This is a genomic window from Actinacidiphila rubida, from assembly GCF_900110255.1.
Lineage (GTDB): Bacteria > Actinomycetota > Actinomycetes > Streptomycetales > Streptomycetaceae > Actinacidiphila > Actinacidiphila rubida.
On sequence record NZ_FODD01000024.1, the window covers coordinates 119155 to 134208 of the forward strand.

At 69.7% G+C, this 15054-nt stretch carries 17 protein-coding genes; 11 read left to right on the top strand and 6 right to left on the bottom strand.

From position 1 onward, the window contains the following. Nucleotides 1-144: 144 nt before the first annotated feature. From pstS to pstB, 4 genes are all read left to right on the top strand, one after another. A complete protein-coding gene (gene pstS / locus BMW99_RS23880) occupies nucleotides 145-1296 on the top strand; it encodes a phosphate ABC transporter substrate-binding protein PstS (RefSeq protein ID WP_069466145.1) in 1152 nt (383 codons plus the stop codon). Nucleotides 1297-1402: 106 nt separating this feature from the next. Beyond that, entirely contained in the window at nucleotides 1403-2386 is a 984-nt protein-coding gene (pstC, locus tag BMW99_RS23885; protein WP_069466144.1) for a phosphate ABC transporter permease subunit PstC, read from the top strand. Beyond that, entirely contained in the window at nucleotides 2383-3462 is a 1080-nt protein-coding gene (gene pstA / locus BMW99_RS23890) for a phosphate ABC transporter permease PstA (RefSeq protein WP_069466143.1), read from the top strand. Before pstC ends, pstA begins: the two co-directional genes overlap by 4 nt. A gap of 43 nt (nucleotides 3463-3505) precedes the next feature. After that, the gene (pstB, locus tag BMW99_RS23895; RefSeq protein WP_069466142.1) at nucleotides 3506-4282 is read left to right on the top strand and encodes a phosphate ABC transporter ATP-binding protein PstB; all 777 of its coding nucleotides are present in this window, start codon (nucleotides 3506-3508) and stop codon (nucleotides 4280-4282) included. Between the two features lie 127 nt (nucleotides 4283-4409). Here pstB and BMW99_RS23900 read toward each other — a convergent pair whose 3' ends face one another. Together BMW99_RS23900 and BMW99_RS23905 are read right to left on the bottom strand one after the other, a co-directional pair. Next, on the bottom strand, nucleotides 4410-5405 hold the full coding sequence (locus BMW99_RS23900) for an inorganic phosphate transporter (RefSeq protein WP_069466141.1): 996 nt from the start codon (nucleotides 5403-5405) through the stop codon (nucleotides 4410-4412). Nucleotides 5406-5410: 5 nt separating this feature from the next. Further along, entirely contained in the window at nucleotides 5411-6031 is a 621-nt protein-coding gene (locus BMW99_RS23905) for a DUF47 domain-containing protein (RefSeq protein ID WP_069466140.1), read from the bottom strand. 202 nt (nucleotides 6032-6233) lie between these two features. Between BMW99_RS23905 and BMW99_RS23910 the strand changes: the two genes are divergently transcribed. Then, a complete protein-coding gene (locus BMW99_RS23910; protein WP_069466139.1) occupies nucleotides 6234-6560 on the top strand; it encodes a metal-sensitive transcriptional regulator in 327 nt (108 codons plus the stop codon). Nucleotides 6561-6581: 21 nt separating this feature from the next. Here the strand turns inward: BMW99_RS23910 and BMW99_RS23915 are convergent, their stop codons facing one another. Together BMW99_RS23915 and BMW99_RS23920 are read right to left on the bottom strand one after the other, a co-directional pair. Further along, on the bottom strand, nucleotides 6582-6776 hold the full coding sequence (locus tag BMW99_RS23915; protein WP_069466148.1) for a hypothetical protein: 195 nt from the start codon (nucleotides 6774-6776) through the stop codon (nucleotides 6582-6584). Nucleotides 6777-6964: 188 nt separating this feature from the next. Continuing rightward, nucleotides 6965-7849 (bottom strand): hypothetical protein, encoded by an 885-nt coding sequence (locus BMW99_RS23920; protein ID WP_069466138.1) that lies wholly within the window; start codon nucleotides 7847-7849, stop codon nucleotides 6965-6967. Nucleotides 7850-7958: 109 nt separating this feature from the next. Here BMW99_RS23920 and BMW99_RS23925 point away from each other — a divergent pair, with 109 nt between their 5' ends. Both BMW99_RS23925 and BMW99_RS23930 read left to right on the top strand, forming a co-directional pair. Then, nucleotides 7959-8138, top strand: coding sequence for a hypothetical protein (locus BMW99_RS23925; protein ID WP_075017507.1), 180 nt, complete (start codon nucleotides 7959-7961; stop codon nucleotides 8136-8138). 229 nt (nucleotides 8139-8367) lie between these two features. Beyond that, nucleotides 8368-9966: an FAD-binding oxidoreductase gene (locus tag BMW99_RS23930; protein WP_075017508.1), complete on the top strand. Its 1599-nt coding sequence runs from the start codon at nucleotides 8368-8370 to the stop codon at nucleotides 9964-9966. A gap of 53 nt (nucleotides 9967-10019) precedes the next feature. Here BMW99_RS23930 and BMW99_RS23935 read toward each other — a convergent pair whose 3' ends face one another. Together BMW99_RS23935 and BMW99_RS23940 are read right to left on the bottom strand one after the other, a co-directional pair. Beyond that, the gene (locus BMW99_RS23935) at nucleotides 10020-10973 is read right to left on the bottom strand and encodes a hypothetical protein (protein ID WP_141726320.1); all 954 of its coding nucleotides are present in this window, start codon (nucleotides 10971-10973) and stop codon (nucleotides 10020-10022) included. A 47-nt stretch (nucleotides 10974-11020) separates the two neighbouring features. Beyond that, entirely contained in the window at nucleotides 11021-11680 is a 660-nt protein-coding gene (locus tag BMW99_RS23940; RefSeq protein ID WP_069465693.1) for a hypothetical protein, read from the bottom strand. Between the two features lie 326 nt (nucleotides 11681-12006). Between BMW99_RS23940 and BMW99_RS23945 the strand changes: the two genes are divergently transcribed. The 4 genes from BMW99_RS23945 (at nucleotide 12007) to BMW99_RS23960 (ending at nucleotide 15039) form a co-directional block, all read left to right on the top strand. Continuing rightward, on the top strand, nucleotides 12007-12318 hold the full coding sequence (locus BMW99_RS23945) for a hypothetical protein (RefSeq protein WP_069465694.1): 312 nt from the start codon (nucleotides 12007-12009) through the stop codon (nucleotides 12316-12318). 83 nt (nucleotides 12319-12401) lie between these two features. Then, on the top strand, nucleotides 12402-13748 hold the full coding sequence (locus BMW99_RS23950; protein ID WP_069465695.1) for a hypothetical protein: 1347 nt from the start codon (nucleotides 12402-12404) through the stop codon (nucleotides 13746-13748). Beyond that, nucleotides 13745-14374 (top strand): hypothetical protein, encoded by a 630-nt coding sequence (locus tag BMW99_RS23955; RefSeq protein ID WP_069465696.1) that lies wholly within the window; start codon nucleotides 13745-13747, stop codon nucleotides 14372-14374. The genes BMW99_RS23950 and BMW99_RS23955 overlap by 4 nt, the downstream gene beginning before the upstream one ends. Next, the gene (locus BMW99_RS23960; protein ID WP_069465697.1) at nucleotides 14371-15039 is read left to right on the top strand and encodes a hypothetical protein; all 669 of its coding nucleotides are present in this window, start codon (nucleotides 14371-14373) and stop codon (nucleotides 15037-15039) included. Before BMW99_RS23955 ends, BMW99_RS23960 begins: the two co-directional genes overlap by 4 nt. Nucleotides 15040-15054 lie beyond the last annotated feature (15 nt).

A 15054-nucleotide genomic window follows, 5' to 3' on the forward strand; every position in this document is an offset into this window, starting at 1 on the left:
CGCGTTCACCCGCTCCCGTCGGCCGCTTCACCTGATCTGCCTAATTTCGGCCGTACCGGTGAGCGATGTGCCGCCGGGTGGATGCAGAACCACAACCCTCTGCTTCGCCGTCCACCGGCGGGCTTTCGGAAGGAACACTCGAAGGTGAAGCTTCAGCGTAAGAGCGGGCTGCAGGCCCTGACCGTCGGCGCGGTCGCGATTTCCGGGGCTCTGCTCCTGACGGGCTGCGGTTCGGACAACAACAGCGGCTCGTCGTCGCCCAGCAGCAGCAGCAGCGCGTCGGGCAGCAGCACCGCCAACGCGTCCGGGATCTCCTGCGTCCAGGGCCAGATCCTGGCCTCGGGCTCCAGCGCCCAGCAGAACGCCATCGAGGCGTGGGTCAAGAACTACCAGCAGGCCTGCTCCGGCGCGACGATCAACTACAAGACGTCCTCCTCCGGCGAGGGCATCATCGACTTCAACCAGGGCACGGACGCCTTCGCCGGCTCCGACTCCCCGCTGAAGCCCGAAGAGGTCGCGGCCTCCAAGAAGGTCTGCGCCACCGGCCAGGGCATCAACATCCCGATGGTCGGCGGCCCCATCGCCATCGGCTACAACCTGCCCGGCGTGAACAACCTGGTGCTCGACGCCTCCACGATCGCCAAGATCTTCAACGGCAAGATCACCACCTGGAACGACAAGGCGATCAAGGCCCTCAACCCGAGCGCCACCCTGCCGAGCACCAAGATCCAGACCGTGCACCGTCAGGACGACTCCGGCACCACGGACAACCTGACCAAGTACATGCACGGTGCCGCCGCGGCCGACTGGCCGTACGAGCACGCCAAGGCGTGGGCCGCCCATGGCGGCCAGGCGGCCGCGAAGTCCTCCGGCGTCTCCGCGCTGGTGAAGCAGACCGAGGGCTCCATCGGCTACTTCGAGCTCTCCTACGCGACCTCGCAGAGCATCCCGACCGTCAAGATCGCCACCGGCGCGTCGCAGCCGGTCGAGGCCACGACGCAGAACGCCTCCGCGGGCATCGCGCAGGCCAAGGTCGTCGGCACCGGCTCGGACCTGGCGCTGGACCTGAGCGCCGCGTACACCACCAAGGCCGACAACGCCTACCCGATCGTCCTGGTGACCTACGAGATCGCCTGCGACAAGGGCAACAAGGCCAGCACCCTGCCGCTGACCAAGTCGTTCCTGAACTACATCGCCAGCGACTCCGGCCAGCAGCAGCTGTCCTCGGCCGGCTACGCCCCGCTGCCGACCGAGATCGCCACGAAGGTCCGCTCCACCATCTCCACGCTTTCCTAGTCCGACGTGGCGGGTCCCGCGGCCTCCACGGCGCGGGACCCGTCGCACATCCGGTGCACCGCCGCCGGGGGAGCGCTCCTCCCCCACCCAGACCGGAGAAATCTTCATGACAACCATCGAAACCCCCCCTGCCGCCGCGCCACCGCGCAAGGCGGCCACCGTGACCCGCGCGGGTGACCGCGTCTTCGCCGCGATGTCCCGCGGCTCCGGCATCCTGCTGCTCGTCGTCATGGCCGCGATCGCCGTCTTCCTGACGGTCCGCGCGGCCAGCGCCATCTCCAAGGACCACGGCAACTTCCTCACCACGTTCGAGTGGACGCCGAGCCTGAACCCGCCGGTCTTCGGTATCGCGGTCCTGGCCTACGGCACCGTCGTCAGCTCGATCATCGCGATGCTGATCGCCGTCCCGATCGCGCTCGGGATCGCGCTGTTCATCACGCACTACGCGCCGCGCCGCCTCGGCGGCCCCATCGCGTACGTCATCGACCTGCTCGCCGCGGTCCCCAGCATCATCTACGGCCTGTGGGGCGCCCTCTTCCTGGTGCCGCACCTCAAGGGCCTGAACCTCTGGCTGGACAACTACCTCAGCTGGACCGTGATCTTCCACAAGTCGGACCCCAACTCGGCGGCCCGCTCGCTGTTCACCGTCGGCATCCTGCTGGCGATCATGATCCTTCCGATCATCACCAACGTCAGCCGCGAAGTGATCAACCAGGTGCCCAAGATGCACCAGGAGGCGGCGCTGGCGCTCGGCGCCACCCGCTGGGAGGTCATCCGGCTGTCGGTGCTGCCCTTCGCCCGCTCCGGCGTCATCAGCGCCTCCATGCTGGGCCTGGGCCGCGCGCTCGGCGAGACGATGGCGGTCGCCACCGTGCTCTCCGCCTCGCCGGTGCTCTCCGCGCACATCCTGGACCCGGTCGGCGGCACGTTCTCGCAGAACATCGTCGCGAAGTTCGGCGAGGCCGACGAGTTCGGCCGTGACGCGCTGATCGCCTCCGGCCTCGTCCTGTTCGTCATCACGCTGCTCGTCAACGGCGCGGCCCGGCTCATCATCGCCCGCCGCAAGGAGTACTCGGGGGCCAACGCATGAGCCACGCATCCTCGGACGCCAAGCCCACGCCCCGCGTCCCCGCCCCCGACAAGCTGTCCTCGCGCCGGCTGCCCCGGTGGAGTCCGCTGGCCATCGCCGTCGGTGCCGTCGCGATAGGCGCGGCCATCGGCGCCGGCGCCGGCCTGAGCAGCCACATCCAGTGGGGCCTGATCGCCCTGGCGCTGTTCGTGCTCGGCTCCTACGCCATCACCGCCCGCGTCGAGGGCACGCGCCAGGCCAAGGACCGCGTGGCCACCAGCCTGATCTGGTCCAGCTTCGTGGTCGCGGTCATCCCGCTCTACTCGCTGGTGCAGACCACCATCAGCAAGGGCGTGAAGGTGCTGGACGGCACCTTCCTGACCCACTCGATGAACAACGTGCTGACCATCCAGCCCGGCGGCGGCGTCTACCACGCCATCATCGGCACCCTGGAGCAGGTCGGCATCGCCACCGTGATCGCCGCGCCGATCGGCATCCTGACCGCGGTCTACCTGGTCGAGTACGGCCGGGGCACGCTGGCGAAGTGGGTGACGTTCTTCGTGGACGTCATGACCGGTGTCCCGTCGATCGTGGCCGGTCTGTTCATCCTGTCGCTGTGGTTCGTGCTCGTCGGCTCGGCCCCGGCCTCCGGCTTCGCCGGCTCGCTCGCGCTGGCCATCCTGATGCTGCCCGTCGTCGTGCGCTCCACCGAGGAGATGCTCAAGCTCGTGCCCAACGAGCTGCGCGAGGCGTCCCTGGCGCTCGGCGTCCCGAAGTGGCGCACGATCACCAAGGTCGTCATCCCCACGGCCATCGGCGGCATCACCACCGGCGTCATGCTGGCGATCTCCCGCATCGCGGGCGAGAGCGCGCCGATCGCCCTGCTGGTGTTCGGCAGCAACCTGATCAACACGAACCCGTTCAGCGGGCCCCAGTCGTCGCTCCCGTACTACATCTACCAGCAGTACGGAAACGGCAACGACCCGTCGTACAACCGCGCGTGGGCCGCCGCTCTGGTGCTCATCGCCTTCGTGATGATCCTGAACGCCGTCGCCCGCGGCATCGCCCGCTGGAAGGCACCCAAGACAGGTCGCTGACGCGGCCATCAGCAGACCTCGCAGAAAAGAAGTGATCCCCACCATGGCCAAGCGAATCGACGTGAGCGGCCTGTCCGCTTTCTACGGCACCCACCGCGCCATCGACGACATCTCCATGACCGTCGAGCCCCGCTCCGTGACCGCCTTCATCGGCCCGTCCGGCTGCGGCAAGTCCACGTTCCTGCGCACCCTGAACCGCATGCACGAGGTGACCCCCGGCGGCCGCGTCGAGGGCAAGGTGCTGCTGGACGACGAGAACCTGTACGCGTCCAACGTGGACCCGGTGACCGTGCGCCGCACGGTCGGCATGGTCTTCCAGCGCCCCAACCCGTTCCCCACCATGTCGATCTACGACAACGTGGCGGCCGGACTGAAGCTCAACGGCGTCCGCAAGAAGGGCGAGCTCGACACGATCGTCGAGAAGTCCCTCAAGGGCGCCAACCTCTGGAACGAGGTCAAGGACCGCCTCAACCGGCCCGGTTCGGGCCTGTCCGGCGGTCAGCAGCAGCGGCTGTGCATCGCCCGCGCCATCGCGGTCGAGCCGCAGGTGCTGCTGATGGACGAGCCGTGCTCCGCGCTCGACCCGATCTCCACCCTCGCCATCGAGGACCTGATCGGCGAGCTGAAGTCCCGGTTCACCATCGTGATCGTCACGCACAACATGCAGCAGGCCGCCCGCGTGTCGGACCGCACCGCGTTCTTCAACCTGGCGGGCGTCGGACAGCCCGGCAAGCTGATCGAGATCGACGAGACCGAGCGCATCTTCTCCAACCCGTCCGTGCAGGCCACCGAGGACTACATCTCGGGCCGCTTCGGGTGATCAGAGCCGCCGTGCGGTGCTGCATGGCGGTGCCACCGCAAGGCGCAGGCCCCGTCCCCCTTCCGAGGGGGACGGGGCCTGACCCGTTTCCGGGGACGTGCCGATTCCGGGGACGGCCGGGGTGGGCTCACCCGAAGGCCAGCTGCACCAGCCAGAACAGGAGCGCGGCCACGAGGCCCGCGGCCGGCATGGTGATGAACCAGCCGCCGACGATGTTCTTGGCGACGCCCCAGCGGACCGCCTTCAGCCGCTTCGTGGCGCCCACGCCCATGATCGCCGAGGTGATCACGTGGGTCGTGGAGACCGGCACCTTGAACAGGTACGAGGTCGCGTAGAGGATGCCGGCCGAGGTCGTCTCGGCGGCGAAGCCCTGCGGCGGGTCCAGCTCGATGATCCGGCGGCCCAGGGTGCGCATGATGCGCCAGCCGCCCGCGTAGGTGCCCAGCGACATCATCAGCGCGCACACGATCTTGACCCAGACCGGGATGCCGAAGCCGCGCGACGGGTCGTTGATCACCAGCGCCAGCACCACCACGCCCATGGTCTTCTGCGCGTCCTGCAGGCCATGGCCCAGCGCCATCGCGGCGGCCGAGACGGTCTGCGCGAGGCGGAAGCCGCGCTTGGCCTTGGCCGGGTTGGCGCGGCGGAAGAACCAGAGGATGGCCATCATGATCAGGTAGCCGACGATCAGGCCGACGACCGGCGACAGGAACATCGGGACGATGACCTTGTCGACGACACCGTTCCAGTGCACCGCCGTGCCGCCGGCCAGGGCCGCGCCGACCAGCCCGCCGAACAGCGCGTGCGAGGAGCTGGAGGGCAGGCCGAAGTACCAGGTGGTCAGGTTCCAGACGACCGCTCCGGCGAGCGCCGCGAACAGCACGGCCATGCCGTGGTTGCCGCTGGGCGTCGCGATCAGCCCCTTGCTGACCGTCTCGGCCACCCCCTGGCCGAGGAACGCGCCCAGCAGGTTCATGACGGCCGCCATCGCCAGCGCGGACTTGGGCGTGAGCGCCCGGGTGGACACCGACGTGGCGATCGCGTTCGCGGAGTCGTGGAAGCCGTTGGTATAGGTGAAGAAGAGCGCGACCGCGATGGTCACGACCAGGGCGAAGGTGTCCACGTAGGTCAGGACTCCTTGACCGCGATGGTCTCCACGGTGTTGGCCACGTGCTCGAAGGCGTCGGCCGCCTCCTCCAGGACGTCCACGATCTGCTTGAGCTTGAGGACCTCGATCGCGTCGTACTTGCCGTTGAACAGCTGGGCCAGCAGCCGGCGGTGGATCTGGTCGGCCTGGTTCTCCAGGCGGTTGACCTCGATCCAGTACTCGGTCAGGTTGGACATCGTGCGCAGGTTGGGCATCGCCTCCGCGGTCAGCTCCGCGGCCCGCGCCAGCACCTCGATCTGCTGCTCGACGCCCTTCGGCAGCTCCTCGACGTTGTAGAGGACGACCAGGTCAACGGCCTCCTCCATGTAGTCCATGATGTCGTCGAGGGAGCCGGCGAGGCTGTAGATGTCCTCACGGTCGAAGGGCGTGATGAAGGAGGAGTTGAGCTGGTGGAAGATCGCGTGGGTCGCGTCGTCCCCCGCGTGCTCGGCCGCCCGCATCCGCTCCGCGATCTCGGTCCTGGTGGCCGAATCGGCTCCGAGGAGTTCCATCAGAAGCTTCGAACCAGTGACGATGTTGTCCGCGGACGCGGCGAACATGTCGTAGAAGCTCGTCTCCCTGGGGGTCAGACGAAAGCGCACGTTTGGTCCTCGGGGTGCATGCGGTGTGCAGGGATTCGGTCTCGTTGATGCTAGGCGCATCATCCGGCCACGGCTAACCGGCTTCACCCAGTGTCGCCCACGGCGCAAGGTCCCCCGGACGGGGGATGCCTCGCACATCATAGCGATTCGGTAAGCTATACCCATCGGGGGTATAACGGGACAGGAAGGGCGGGCAGGCGGGATGAGCACGGAAAGCGTCGCGGGGGAGATTGTGAAGCCGGCCGGGCCGCATGGCTACAGTCACGACAAAGAGTCCCACCTGAAGCGCCTGCGCCGGATCGAGGGCCAGATCCGCGGTCTGCAGCGGATGGTCGAGGAAGACGTCTACTGCATCGACATCCTCACCCAGGTCTCGGCCAGCACCAAGGGACTCCAGTCGTTCGCGCTGCAGCTGCTGGAGGAGCACCTGCGCCACTGCGTGGCCGCCGCGGCGGTCGGCGGCGGGCCCGAGATCGACGAGAAGGTGGCGGAGGCGACGGCGGCGATAGCGCGCCTGCTGCGGACCTGAGCCCGGGCCGGGATCGCGAGGTCAGTGCGCGGTGGGCGCCGCGGCCCGGGCGACGTCCAGCACTTCGTCGATGCGGGCGGGGCTGAGCCGTTCCTCGGCCGTGGCGGACGCGGCGATCATCAGTTCGCCGCACAGCTCGATCTCGGCGAGAGCGATCCGGACCTGGTCGTCGTCGTGTCCCGAACCGCGCACCGATCCGTGTCCCGAACCGTGCATCGAACCGTGCACCGAAGCCAGGAGCGCCGGCACCATGCTCACACCTCCTCGTCCCGTCCTGTGCGCCGCGGCGGCCGCGGGGTGAGCGGCTGCGGGCAAGCGGCTGGAGCGGTACCAGCGTAAGGACCGGGGGCGGCGGGCGCATGGCACGGATGGACCATTTCCCACGGGCCCGATCCGGCACGGCCTCATCCCGGCTGAGCAGAAACGATCTTGCCGGTCCAGATGTCCGCAGGTCGCGGCATGATCACCGGCACCCGGGTGCCGAACGCGTCGAACCGTGTGGTGGAGACCACGGTGACGTCCGGCCCCGCGCCCTGCTTGCTGCCCGCCTCGCTGAAGGTGAACCGCTGGCTGACCTGGCGCAGCCGCCCCTGGCCGTCGAGCCACGCGTCGAACGGCACGGTGGTCACCGTGAAGCCCTTCGCCGCCGCGGCCAGCGCGCCGCGCGCCGCGGGCCCGGCGGCCCGGGCGGCCCGCGCGATGTCCGTGGTGCCGCGGTAGTGCCGCACCCTCGTCCCGCGCAGCGTCTCCTCACCGACGTAGGTCACGTCCTGCGCGCCGCGCAGCAGTTCCGCGGCGGCCAGCGGCTCCGTGGCGCCGCCGGTCACCAGGTTCCCGTCGGCGAGCCGGGTGGTGTCCACCCGCACCCACTTGCCCGCGGGGACGCCCTCGCCCCTGTCCTTCATATACAGGGAGCCAGGGGTGAGGAGTTCGGTGATCGGCCGGTGCTCCTCGGCGCCGGCCGCGTCCTTCGGCAGCACCAGCGTCAGTTCGCCCTGCCGCCGGGCGAAGTCGAAGCCGCCGGAACCGGTGATCGTCAGCCAGGTGCCGCCGCTGGCCATCCGCATCGTCGTGCTCACCTGCGAACTGCCCGCCCGCACCAGCGCGTCCGCGGCGCCCGACACCGTGCCGGCCGGGACGTCGTGCGCCTTGCCCGCGCCCGGCCCGCGCTCGGCCGCGACCCCGCTGCTCGCACAGCCGGCCGCGAGGGCCGCCGTGGCGCACACCACCGCGAGGACCGCTGTGGCCCTCGTCACCTCCTGCCGACGCTCTCCCGTCGAAGCCACCATCACCCGTCCGTCCCTGCCCGCCGTACGGCCCGAATCCAGGCCCTGCGGCCTGCTGCCACCCGGCTAACGACGGTCTTCCGCACGCCGTCACGCCCGTTACCGTGGAGGGGTGCGAAACGCGGGCAGCCACTCCGCCCCGGCAGCCGAGGAGGCCGCCGGGGAGCACCGGACCACCGTCGCCGAACGCGGCGCCTTCGCCTCCGCCCGCTGCTCGTGCGGCTGGAAGGGACCGGCGCGCAGGGCCAGGGAACGTGCCAGGCGAGACGCCCAGGAGCACCAGGGAAGCTGAGGGAAGCCGATCCCGTCCCGCTCGACCGCGGGCGCCGCGCGCCCGCGTCCCACCCCCGTCCCCACCCCCGCCGCGGGCCCGTCGTAAACCTTTCGGGGACCCGCCGCGTACGTTTCGCGGCCCGATCGTGCACCCGTCGCGGCCGCGAGAAATTTCGGCAACCGGAACCCTTGCTTCGGCGTCTACGGTTACCGACGATGCGCCTGTGAGAAAGAGCGGGGAAACAGCAGTGGACACCACGACGGCTGAGCAGGACCGATTCCCACGCCCGGCGGTCGAGCGGCGGACCGCGCTGCGGGCCGGCGGGGTGGCCCTGGCCGGCGCATGGCTGACCGCGTGCACCGGCAAGGACGCCGGCGACGCCAAGCCCTCGAGCGGAAGCACCGGCACGTCCGTCGCCACCGGCACCCCCGCGGCCCCGACCACCAAGCCCGCACCGGTCAAGGCCGACTGGCCCGCCCTCGCCCACTCCCTCCACGGCGACCTCGTCCGCCCGCAGGACGCCGCCTACGCGGTCGACCACCGCCTGTACAACACCCGCTTCGACGGGCTGCGTCCGGCCGCCGTCGCCTATGTCACCGGCGACGCCGACATCCGCACCTGCCTGGACTTCGCCCGCCGCACCCGCACCCCGCTGGCCATCCGCAGCGGCGGCCACTCCTACGCGGGCTGGTCCAGCGGCGACCGGCGGCTCATCGTCGACGTGTCCCGGCTGAACTCCATCCGCCTCGACGGCACGACCGCCGTGATCGGCGCGGGCGCCCGGCTGATAGACGTCTACAGCACCCTCGGCCGCCACGGCCGCACCGTCCCCGGCGGCTCCTGCCCGTCCGTGGCCATCTCCGGCCTGACGCTGGGCGGCGGCCACGGAGTGCTCAGCCGCTCCATGGGGCTGACGTGCGACAACCTCACCGGCGCCACCATCGTCACCGCCGACGGCCGCACCCGCGAGGTCGACGCCGACCACGAGCCCGACCTGTTCTGGGCACTGCGCGGCGCCGGCAACGGCAACTTCGGCGTCGTCACGTCCCTGCGCTTCGCCACCCACCCCGTGCCCGCGTCCGTCGTCACCGGCTACCTGACGTGGTCCTGGTCCCACGCGGCCGGCGTGGTGCGGGCCTGGCAGGACTGGGGCCCCGGGCAGGACGACGCGATCTGGTCCTCCCTGCACCTGGACTGCGACGCCGGCGGCTCCCCGACGATCTCCGTCCCGATGCTGTCCACCGGCTCGCGCTCCGGCCTGGCGGCCGCCGCCGACGCCCTCGCGAACGCCTCGGGCGCCCCCGCCTCCTCGGTCTCCGTCCACACCCACGACTACGTCGACGTGATGTTCGACTACGCGGGCTGCTCCGGCCTGTCGGCCACCGCCTGCCACCTCGCCCCGCGCGGCACCCTGGGACGCGAGACCTACACCGCGCGCTCCGACTTCTTCGACGCGAACCTGTCGTCGTCCGGCATCCAGACCCTGCTCGACCAGACCGCGCGCCTGGCCAACTCCCCGGGCGGCAGCGGCAAGGGCAGCATCGACCTCACCGCCCTCGGCGGCGCCGTCAACCGCCCCTCCCCCACCGCGACGGCCTTCCCGCACCGCTCGTCGCGCTTCCTCGCCCAGTACATCGCCGCGGACGCCGTCGCCTCGACCTCGTGGCTGGACACCACCCACAGCGCCATGCGCCGCTACGCCTCCGGCGGCGCCTACGCCAACTACACCGACCCCACCCTCACGACCTGGCGCACCGCCTACTACGGCCAGAACGCGTCCAGGCTGACCTCCCTCAAGACCAGCCTGGACCCCGACCGCCTCTTCGACTTCCCGCAGGCACTCTGAGGGACGCGCGCGGGCAAGTGGCGAGCGCTCGGCAGCGGTTCAGCAGCGGGCGCTCACCGGTTGATGGCCTGGATCTCCTGGACGGTGACGTCCTGACGGCTCTCGGAGAAGCCGTCGGGCTGGAGCCGCTGCCCCCCGGGCGCGGGATCGGCGGTCGGCGTCCAGGTCACGGTCCACGTCATGTCCGCCGTGAACGGGTAGGTCCCGTGGCTGGCCCGGTTGTACGTGATGTTGCAGCCGGTGCCGGCGCTGTTCAGCTTGGCGCCCGTCATGTCGTAGTCACACGACGGCGGATCGGCGTACTGCGTTCCGGCCTCGACGTGCAGGCTGGTCGGCTGTGCCACCACGGTCGCCGCGATGACCTGCCCGTCGGGCTCGGTCACCTGGGCTGTCACGGAGACCTCACCGTCCGCCTGCGTGAAGTTCACGTACGTCGGCAGGTTGACCTTCTGGTTCTGCGCGACCGGGCTCAGGGTGACGCCGCGGGACGGCAGCGTGAGCTGCCCGTAGGCGGCGTCCGCCAGCATCCGGGGCGTGATCCGCCCGGCGGGCGGCTGGTTCGGAGGCGCCCAGAAGTAGCCCTGCTGGTACGGGCACGTGGCGCTGAAGTCCTTCAACCGCTGTTCGTCCCAGGTCAGTACCCACCAGTTGCCGTCCTGGCCCTGGTGGTAATGGCCGTCGTCCTCCATCTGGTTGTTCTGGTCGTTGTAGAACTCGTAGATCGTGCCCGCACCGTCGTGTCCTGCGGCGTAGTACCGCCGCTTGATCTCCTCGCGCATCTGGTCCGGCGTCATGGCCGTGTACCAGCAGGCGGGCGGAGTGAAGGACCCCGAGTACTTCGCCGGCTGGGAGTCGTTCCCCTGGCCGCGGTGGACGTAGTTCACCTGCACCGTGTAGGACTCGCCGTCGCCCGAGGCACTGGAACCCGAGGTGTCGGTGGGGTTCGCGGAGTTGCCGGCCAGGGCCGTCCCGGTACCGAACGCCCAGACGAGGGACATGGCCGTCACGGACGCGCCTATGACCCCGAGTACCGAACGTCTGGCAGCACGCTCTCTCACGCGACTTGGCACTGCTGAGCCCCCTGAAGCCACTTGTACTGGTACACCTGCCAGTCGCCGGCGGCGTCCTTCGCCATTCCGAAGTTCCAGGCGCGGAAATCCGAGAGCGACGGCGTCGTCACGTGGACCTTGCCGGTCTTGGCGTTCTTGTCATAGGCCTTGCGCTGGTCCTCGCAATAGGTCACGGTGACCGTTCCACCGGCGCCGTTGTCCTTGACGGACGGCTTGTAGTAGTGGTAGGTCCCCGTAGCCACGTTGCCCGACTTGCCGTAGGCGATGACACTGTCGGCGAACTTGGCCCCCTGGAGACCGTTGAAGTACCGCTTCACGTTGGGCGTCTCGGAGGTCCGGATCTTGGACTGCGCCTCAAGGATGGCGGTCGCCACGTACTGGGCGTCCCGCAGCGGGTCCTTCCACTTGGGGTCGGTGCTGTCGAACCCCTTGAAGTCGATGATGATGTCCGGCGGCAGGTCGAACTTCGGTGCGTTCGGGCTCGCGGCCTGAGTCGGCGACGCCGTGGTCGCCGGCGCCGACGTCGGCGTGGTCGCCGACGACTGGATCTTGTCCGAGTTGGACCCACCGCCGCCGCAGGCGCTGAGCAGCAGGCCCGCGGACGCGGCAAGGGCGACAGCGAGGGGCAGGGAAGTGCGGGTCACGTTGGGTCCCCCGTGAGTGGTCCGGCATCCAATAGGTGGTGCGGGTGTTTCGGTACAGCGCAGCGCTTCGACACTACCGGGGCCCGCGATCCGGCTGTAGACACGTCCCCCGATCGGTACCGGTTTGCAGCACCCTTCACAGCACGTTCACGGTGCCGGCGCCACGGAATCTCCATGGGTCGTTCGCCGCGCGCCCATGTGCGGAACCTTGTGTCTCACTTGGTGAAGCCTTGGCCGGGTTTTACCCGCCGGTGGTTGCTGGGGCTCACGAGGGGTTGAGACGTTGGCTGTTCGATGTCCACCAGTGATACGCGGAGCGCTCCCGGATGACCGACCTCAAGGTCTCGTACGACACGCTCGAGGAGTCGGCCAGCCATCTCAAGGCGATCCAGCGCGAGTTGGACGACACCAAGCATCACCAGGCCGACATCAAGGACTCGCTCGGATCGCACGACATGGCGCACGCCATGCACGACTTCGCGAGCAACTGGGACTACCACCGGCACAAGCTCCTGGACAAGATCCAGGCCATGGGTGAGATGACCGAGAAGACTCTGGAGGCGTTCAAGGACGTCGACAAGAAGCTGCAGGACGGACTCACCGAGCACAAGCACAGCGACGGCGGAACAACGAAATAGCGGATGACCGGGATGCGGTGGGGGACCGGTCCCTCGCGTGCACCTCGGACGCCGCGCACGTCCACGGGGAAGGATCGCACCACATGAGCAGGCCGCCCGACTACGAGTGGGCCGTACTCGACGAGAGCGAGGACCCGGTACCCGGGGAGCCGCACGACGTACGCGACGAGGCGGCCCGCCTCGGCCGGATGGCCGGGACCATCCGCGACCAGATCACCCTGCTCAAGGCGATCGCCGGCGACGACAACGTCGGGAAGTTCGCGGACAAGCTGCGCGAGACCGCCACCGATCTGCAGGACGGGCTGGACAAGGTCGCCACACGCTACGAGCACGTCTCCGGCTACCTGGGGAACTGGGCCGACGACCTGGACCAGTGCCAGGCCGACTCGCTCAAGGCCCTCGCCAAGGCCCAGACGGCGGCTCCCACCGCCAACGCCGCGCAGATCAAGCCCATGCCGGGCGCCCCGGCCCCGCACCTCACGCCCGAGGAGCAGCAGCACCAGGCCGCCGCCGACCGGGCGCGCCACGCCGCCCAGGGTGAACTCCACGATGCCAAGACCCAGTTGGCCGGCATCAAGCACCACCGGGACGACCGCGCCCACTTCTGGATGCAGAAGATCGAGGACACCGAGCACGACGGCCTCAAGGACAGCCGCTGGGACTCGTTCAAGGACTTCGTCCACGAACACGCCGGGCTGATCAAGGTGCTGGCCGACATCTGCACGTGGATCGTGACGGCGCTCGTCATCGTGTCGCTGTTCATCCCCGGCCTCGACATCGCCACCGGGCTGCTGGCCGGCCTGATGCTCACCGCCCTCCTCGGCCATACCGCCCTCGCGTTGAGCGGCGACGGCTCCTGGATCGACGTCGGCCTCGACATCTTCGCCATCGCCACGCTGGGCGCGGGGACGTGGGCCAAGGGCATCCTGGAGGGGTCGACGGACTTCGCCGGAGGCATCGCCAAGGGCCTGCGGGCCGGGGACGAAGGGCTCCAGGGCGCCGACAAGCTGCTGTCGGAGGGCGCGGACCTCGCCGAGGGCGCCGACCAGACGGCGGCCGCCAGCGTGTGGGAGTCCGTCTCCAACTACGGCCGGGCCGTCGGCACGAAGTTCCTGGCCGGAGGCGAGAAAGAGGTCGTCGAGAACATGGAGAAACTCCGTTCGCTCGCCGAGGAGTTCCCCAACACCCGGCTCTTCCCGAACGCCCTGGCCCGCGGTACGAGCGTGCTGAACTCCGTGCGGTTCGCCAACGGGGCCGCCAACATCGTGGACGAGTTCGGCCACTGGGCCGGCGGCAGCGACCTGATCAACTGGATCGGCAACGGCTTCGCGGGCGGGCCGGCCCATCCGGAGGTGGAAGGCGACACCTCCCCGCACTGGGACACCTTCGGGCGCCTCAAGGAACTCACCACAGCGGAGGTGGGGTCATGACGTTCGAGACCCGCACCTCCACGCCCAACTGGTTCACGGTGGACCACGACGACGCCCTCTGGTTCCCGATGCCGCTGAGCATCACGGGCACCCGCTGGGCCGACGTCGCGGAGTGGGCCTTCGACAGCGCGTGCGACCGCTTCCTCCGAGGGGGGCGGGAGCTGAACAAGAAGGTGGTGAAGAAGGAGGTGCTGCCGTTCGCCGAGACACTGGTCGCCGCGCACAGCAGCGCCGTGGGGAAGATCGGCGCGCACAAGTTCTTCTTCCACTGCCCGGACTACACGAAGCTTCCGGTGCTGATCAGCATCGCCGCGTGGAAGCGCGACGGCACCCGGGAAGAGGCGCTGCAGCACTACGCCTACTGGGGCACCAAGAGCGCGACGAGCGCTCCCGTCGCGGAGTGGTTCGAGACGGAGGCCCTCGGCACGGGCGTCAAGGCGCAGTGGACGGGCGTGACCGGTCCGGGACCGTACGACCAGGTCAACTACATCTTCCGGGACGACACCTACGATGCGGACGTCCATGTCTTCCTGACGGCCTGGGACCACGACCGCTATCTCGAAGTCGTCCCCGATCTCGACCAGTTGGTGCGTGCCATCCGCTGCGTTCCCGGCGACGCCTCATGAGCGACGGCACCGCGGCGATACGCGGATACCGGCTCGTCGTTCCCCGCGAGTGGCGCAAGATCCCGGTCCAGCGCGGGACGGACCAGGCCGTGAAGGCGCTGCTGGACGAGGCGTTCGCCCGGCACGGGCGGGACCAGGTCGCGCAGTACCGGCGCGAACTGGAGGGCAGGCTGCGGGGGATGATCGCGCAGGCCCGGCAGAACGCGGGCGTCGACCTCTACCTGCCGTTCGGCAGGGCGGAGCACAATCTGCCGGCCTCGTTCCTCATCTCCTACGCCGAGTTCGGCAAGCCCGAGGCCCCCGACCCGAGGACCGTGCTGGCCGAGGTCCTGGCGCAGTCGCCGGGCGGCGAGTCCCTCGAACTCGACGGCACCCCCGCGGTCCGCACCGAGCGCCTCTACGCCGCCGATCCGGCCCGCGACGTGCCCTACCCCTCGCGCCGCGTGGAGTACGTCCTGCCGGTGCCGGGCACGGCCGACAGCTGGCTGGTGGCGTCCTTCTCCACGTTCGGCGCCGGTGATCCCGACGACCCGACGGCCCGCCTGCTGTGCGCCCTCTTCGACGCGATCATGAGCACCTTCCGCTGGCACCCGGCCCGGCCGGAGGGGCCGGCCGACCCGAGCGAGGCGGTCGGGGCCGCCGCCCGGCCACTCGGGACGTCGTAGCAGCCCGGACGCCCT

Excerpts from the sequence above, each read along its gene's own strand:
- pstC (WP_069466144.1), top strand. The coding sequence starts at position 1,403 with ATGACAACCATCGAAACCCCCCCTGCCGCCGCGCCACCGCGCAAGGCG.
- pstA (WP_069466143.1), top strand. The coding sequence starts at position 2,383 with ATGAGCCACGCATCCTCGGACGCCAAGCCCACGCCCCGCGTCCCCGCC.
- pstB (WP_069466142.1), top strand. The coding sequence starts at position 3,506 with ATGGCCAAGCGAATCGACGTGAGCGGCCTGTCCGCTTTCTACGGCACC.
- BMW99_RS23910 (WP_069466139.1), top strand. The coding sequence starts at position 6,234 with ATGAGCACGGAAAGCGTCGCGGGGGAGATTGTGAAGCCGGCCGGGCCG.
- BMW99_RS23915 (WP_069466148.1), bottom strand. The coding sequence starts at position 6,776 with ATGCACGGTTCGGGACACGGATCGGTGCGCGGTTCGGGACACGACGAC.
- BMW99_RS23920 (WP_069466138.1), bottom strand. The coding sequence starts at position 7,849 with ATGGTGGCTTCGACGGGAGAGCGTCGGCAGGAGGTGACGAGGGCCACA.
- BMW99_RS23945 (WP_069465694.1), top strand. The coding sequence starts at position 12,007 with ATGACCGACCTCAAGGTCTCGTACGACACGCTCGAGGAGTCGGCCAGC.
- BMW99_RS23950 (WP_069465695.1), top strand. The coding sequence starts at position 12,402 with ATGAGCAGGCCGCCCGACTACGAGTGGGCCGTACTCGACGAGAGCGAG.
- BMW99_RS23955 (WP_069465696.1), top strand. The coding sequence starts at position 13,745 with ATGACGTTCGAGACCCGCACCTCCACGCCCAACTGGTTCACGGTGGAC.
- BMW99_RS23960 (WP_069465697.1), top strand. The coding sequence starts at position 14,371 with ATGAGCGACGGCACCGCGGCGATACGCGGATACCGGCTCGTCGTTCCC.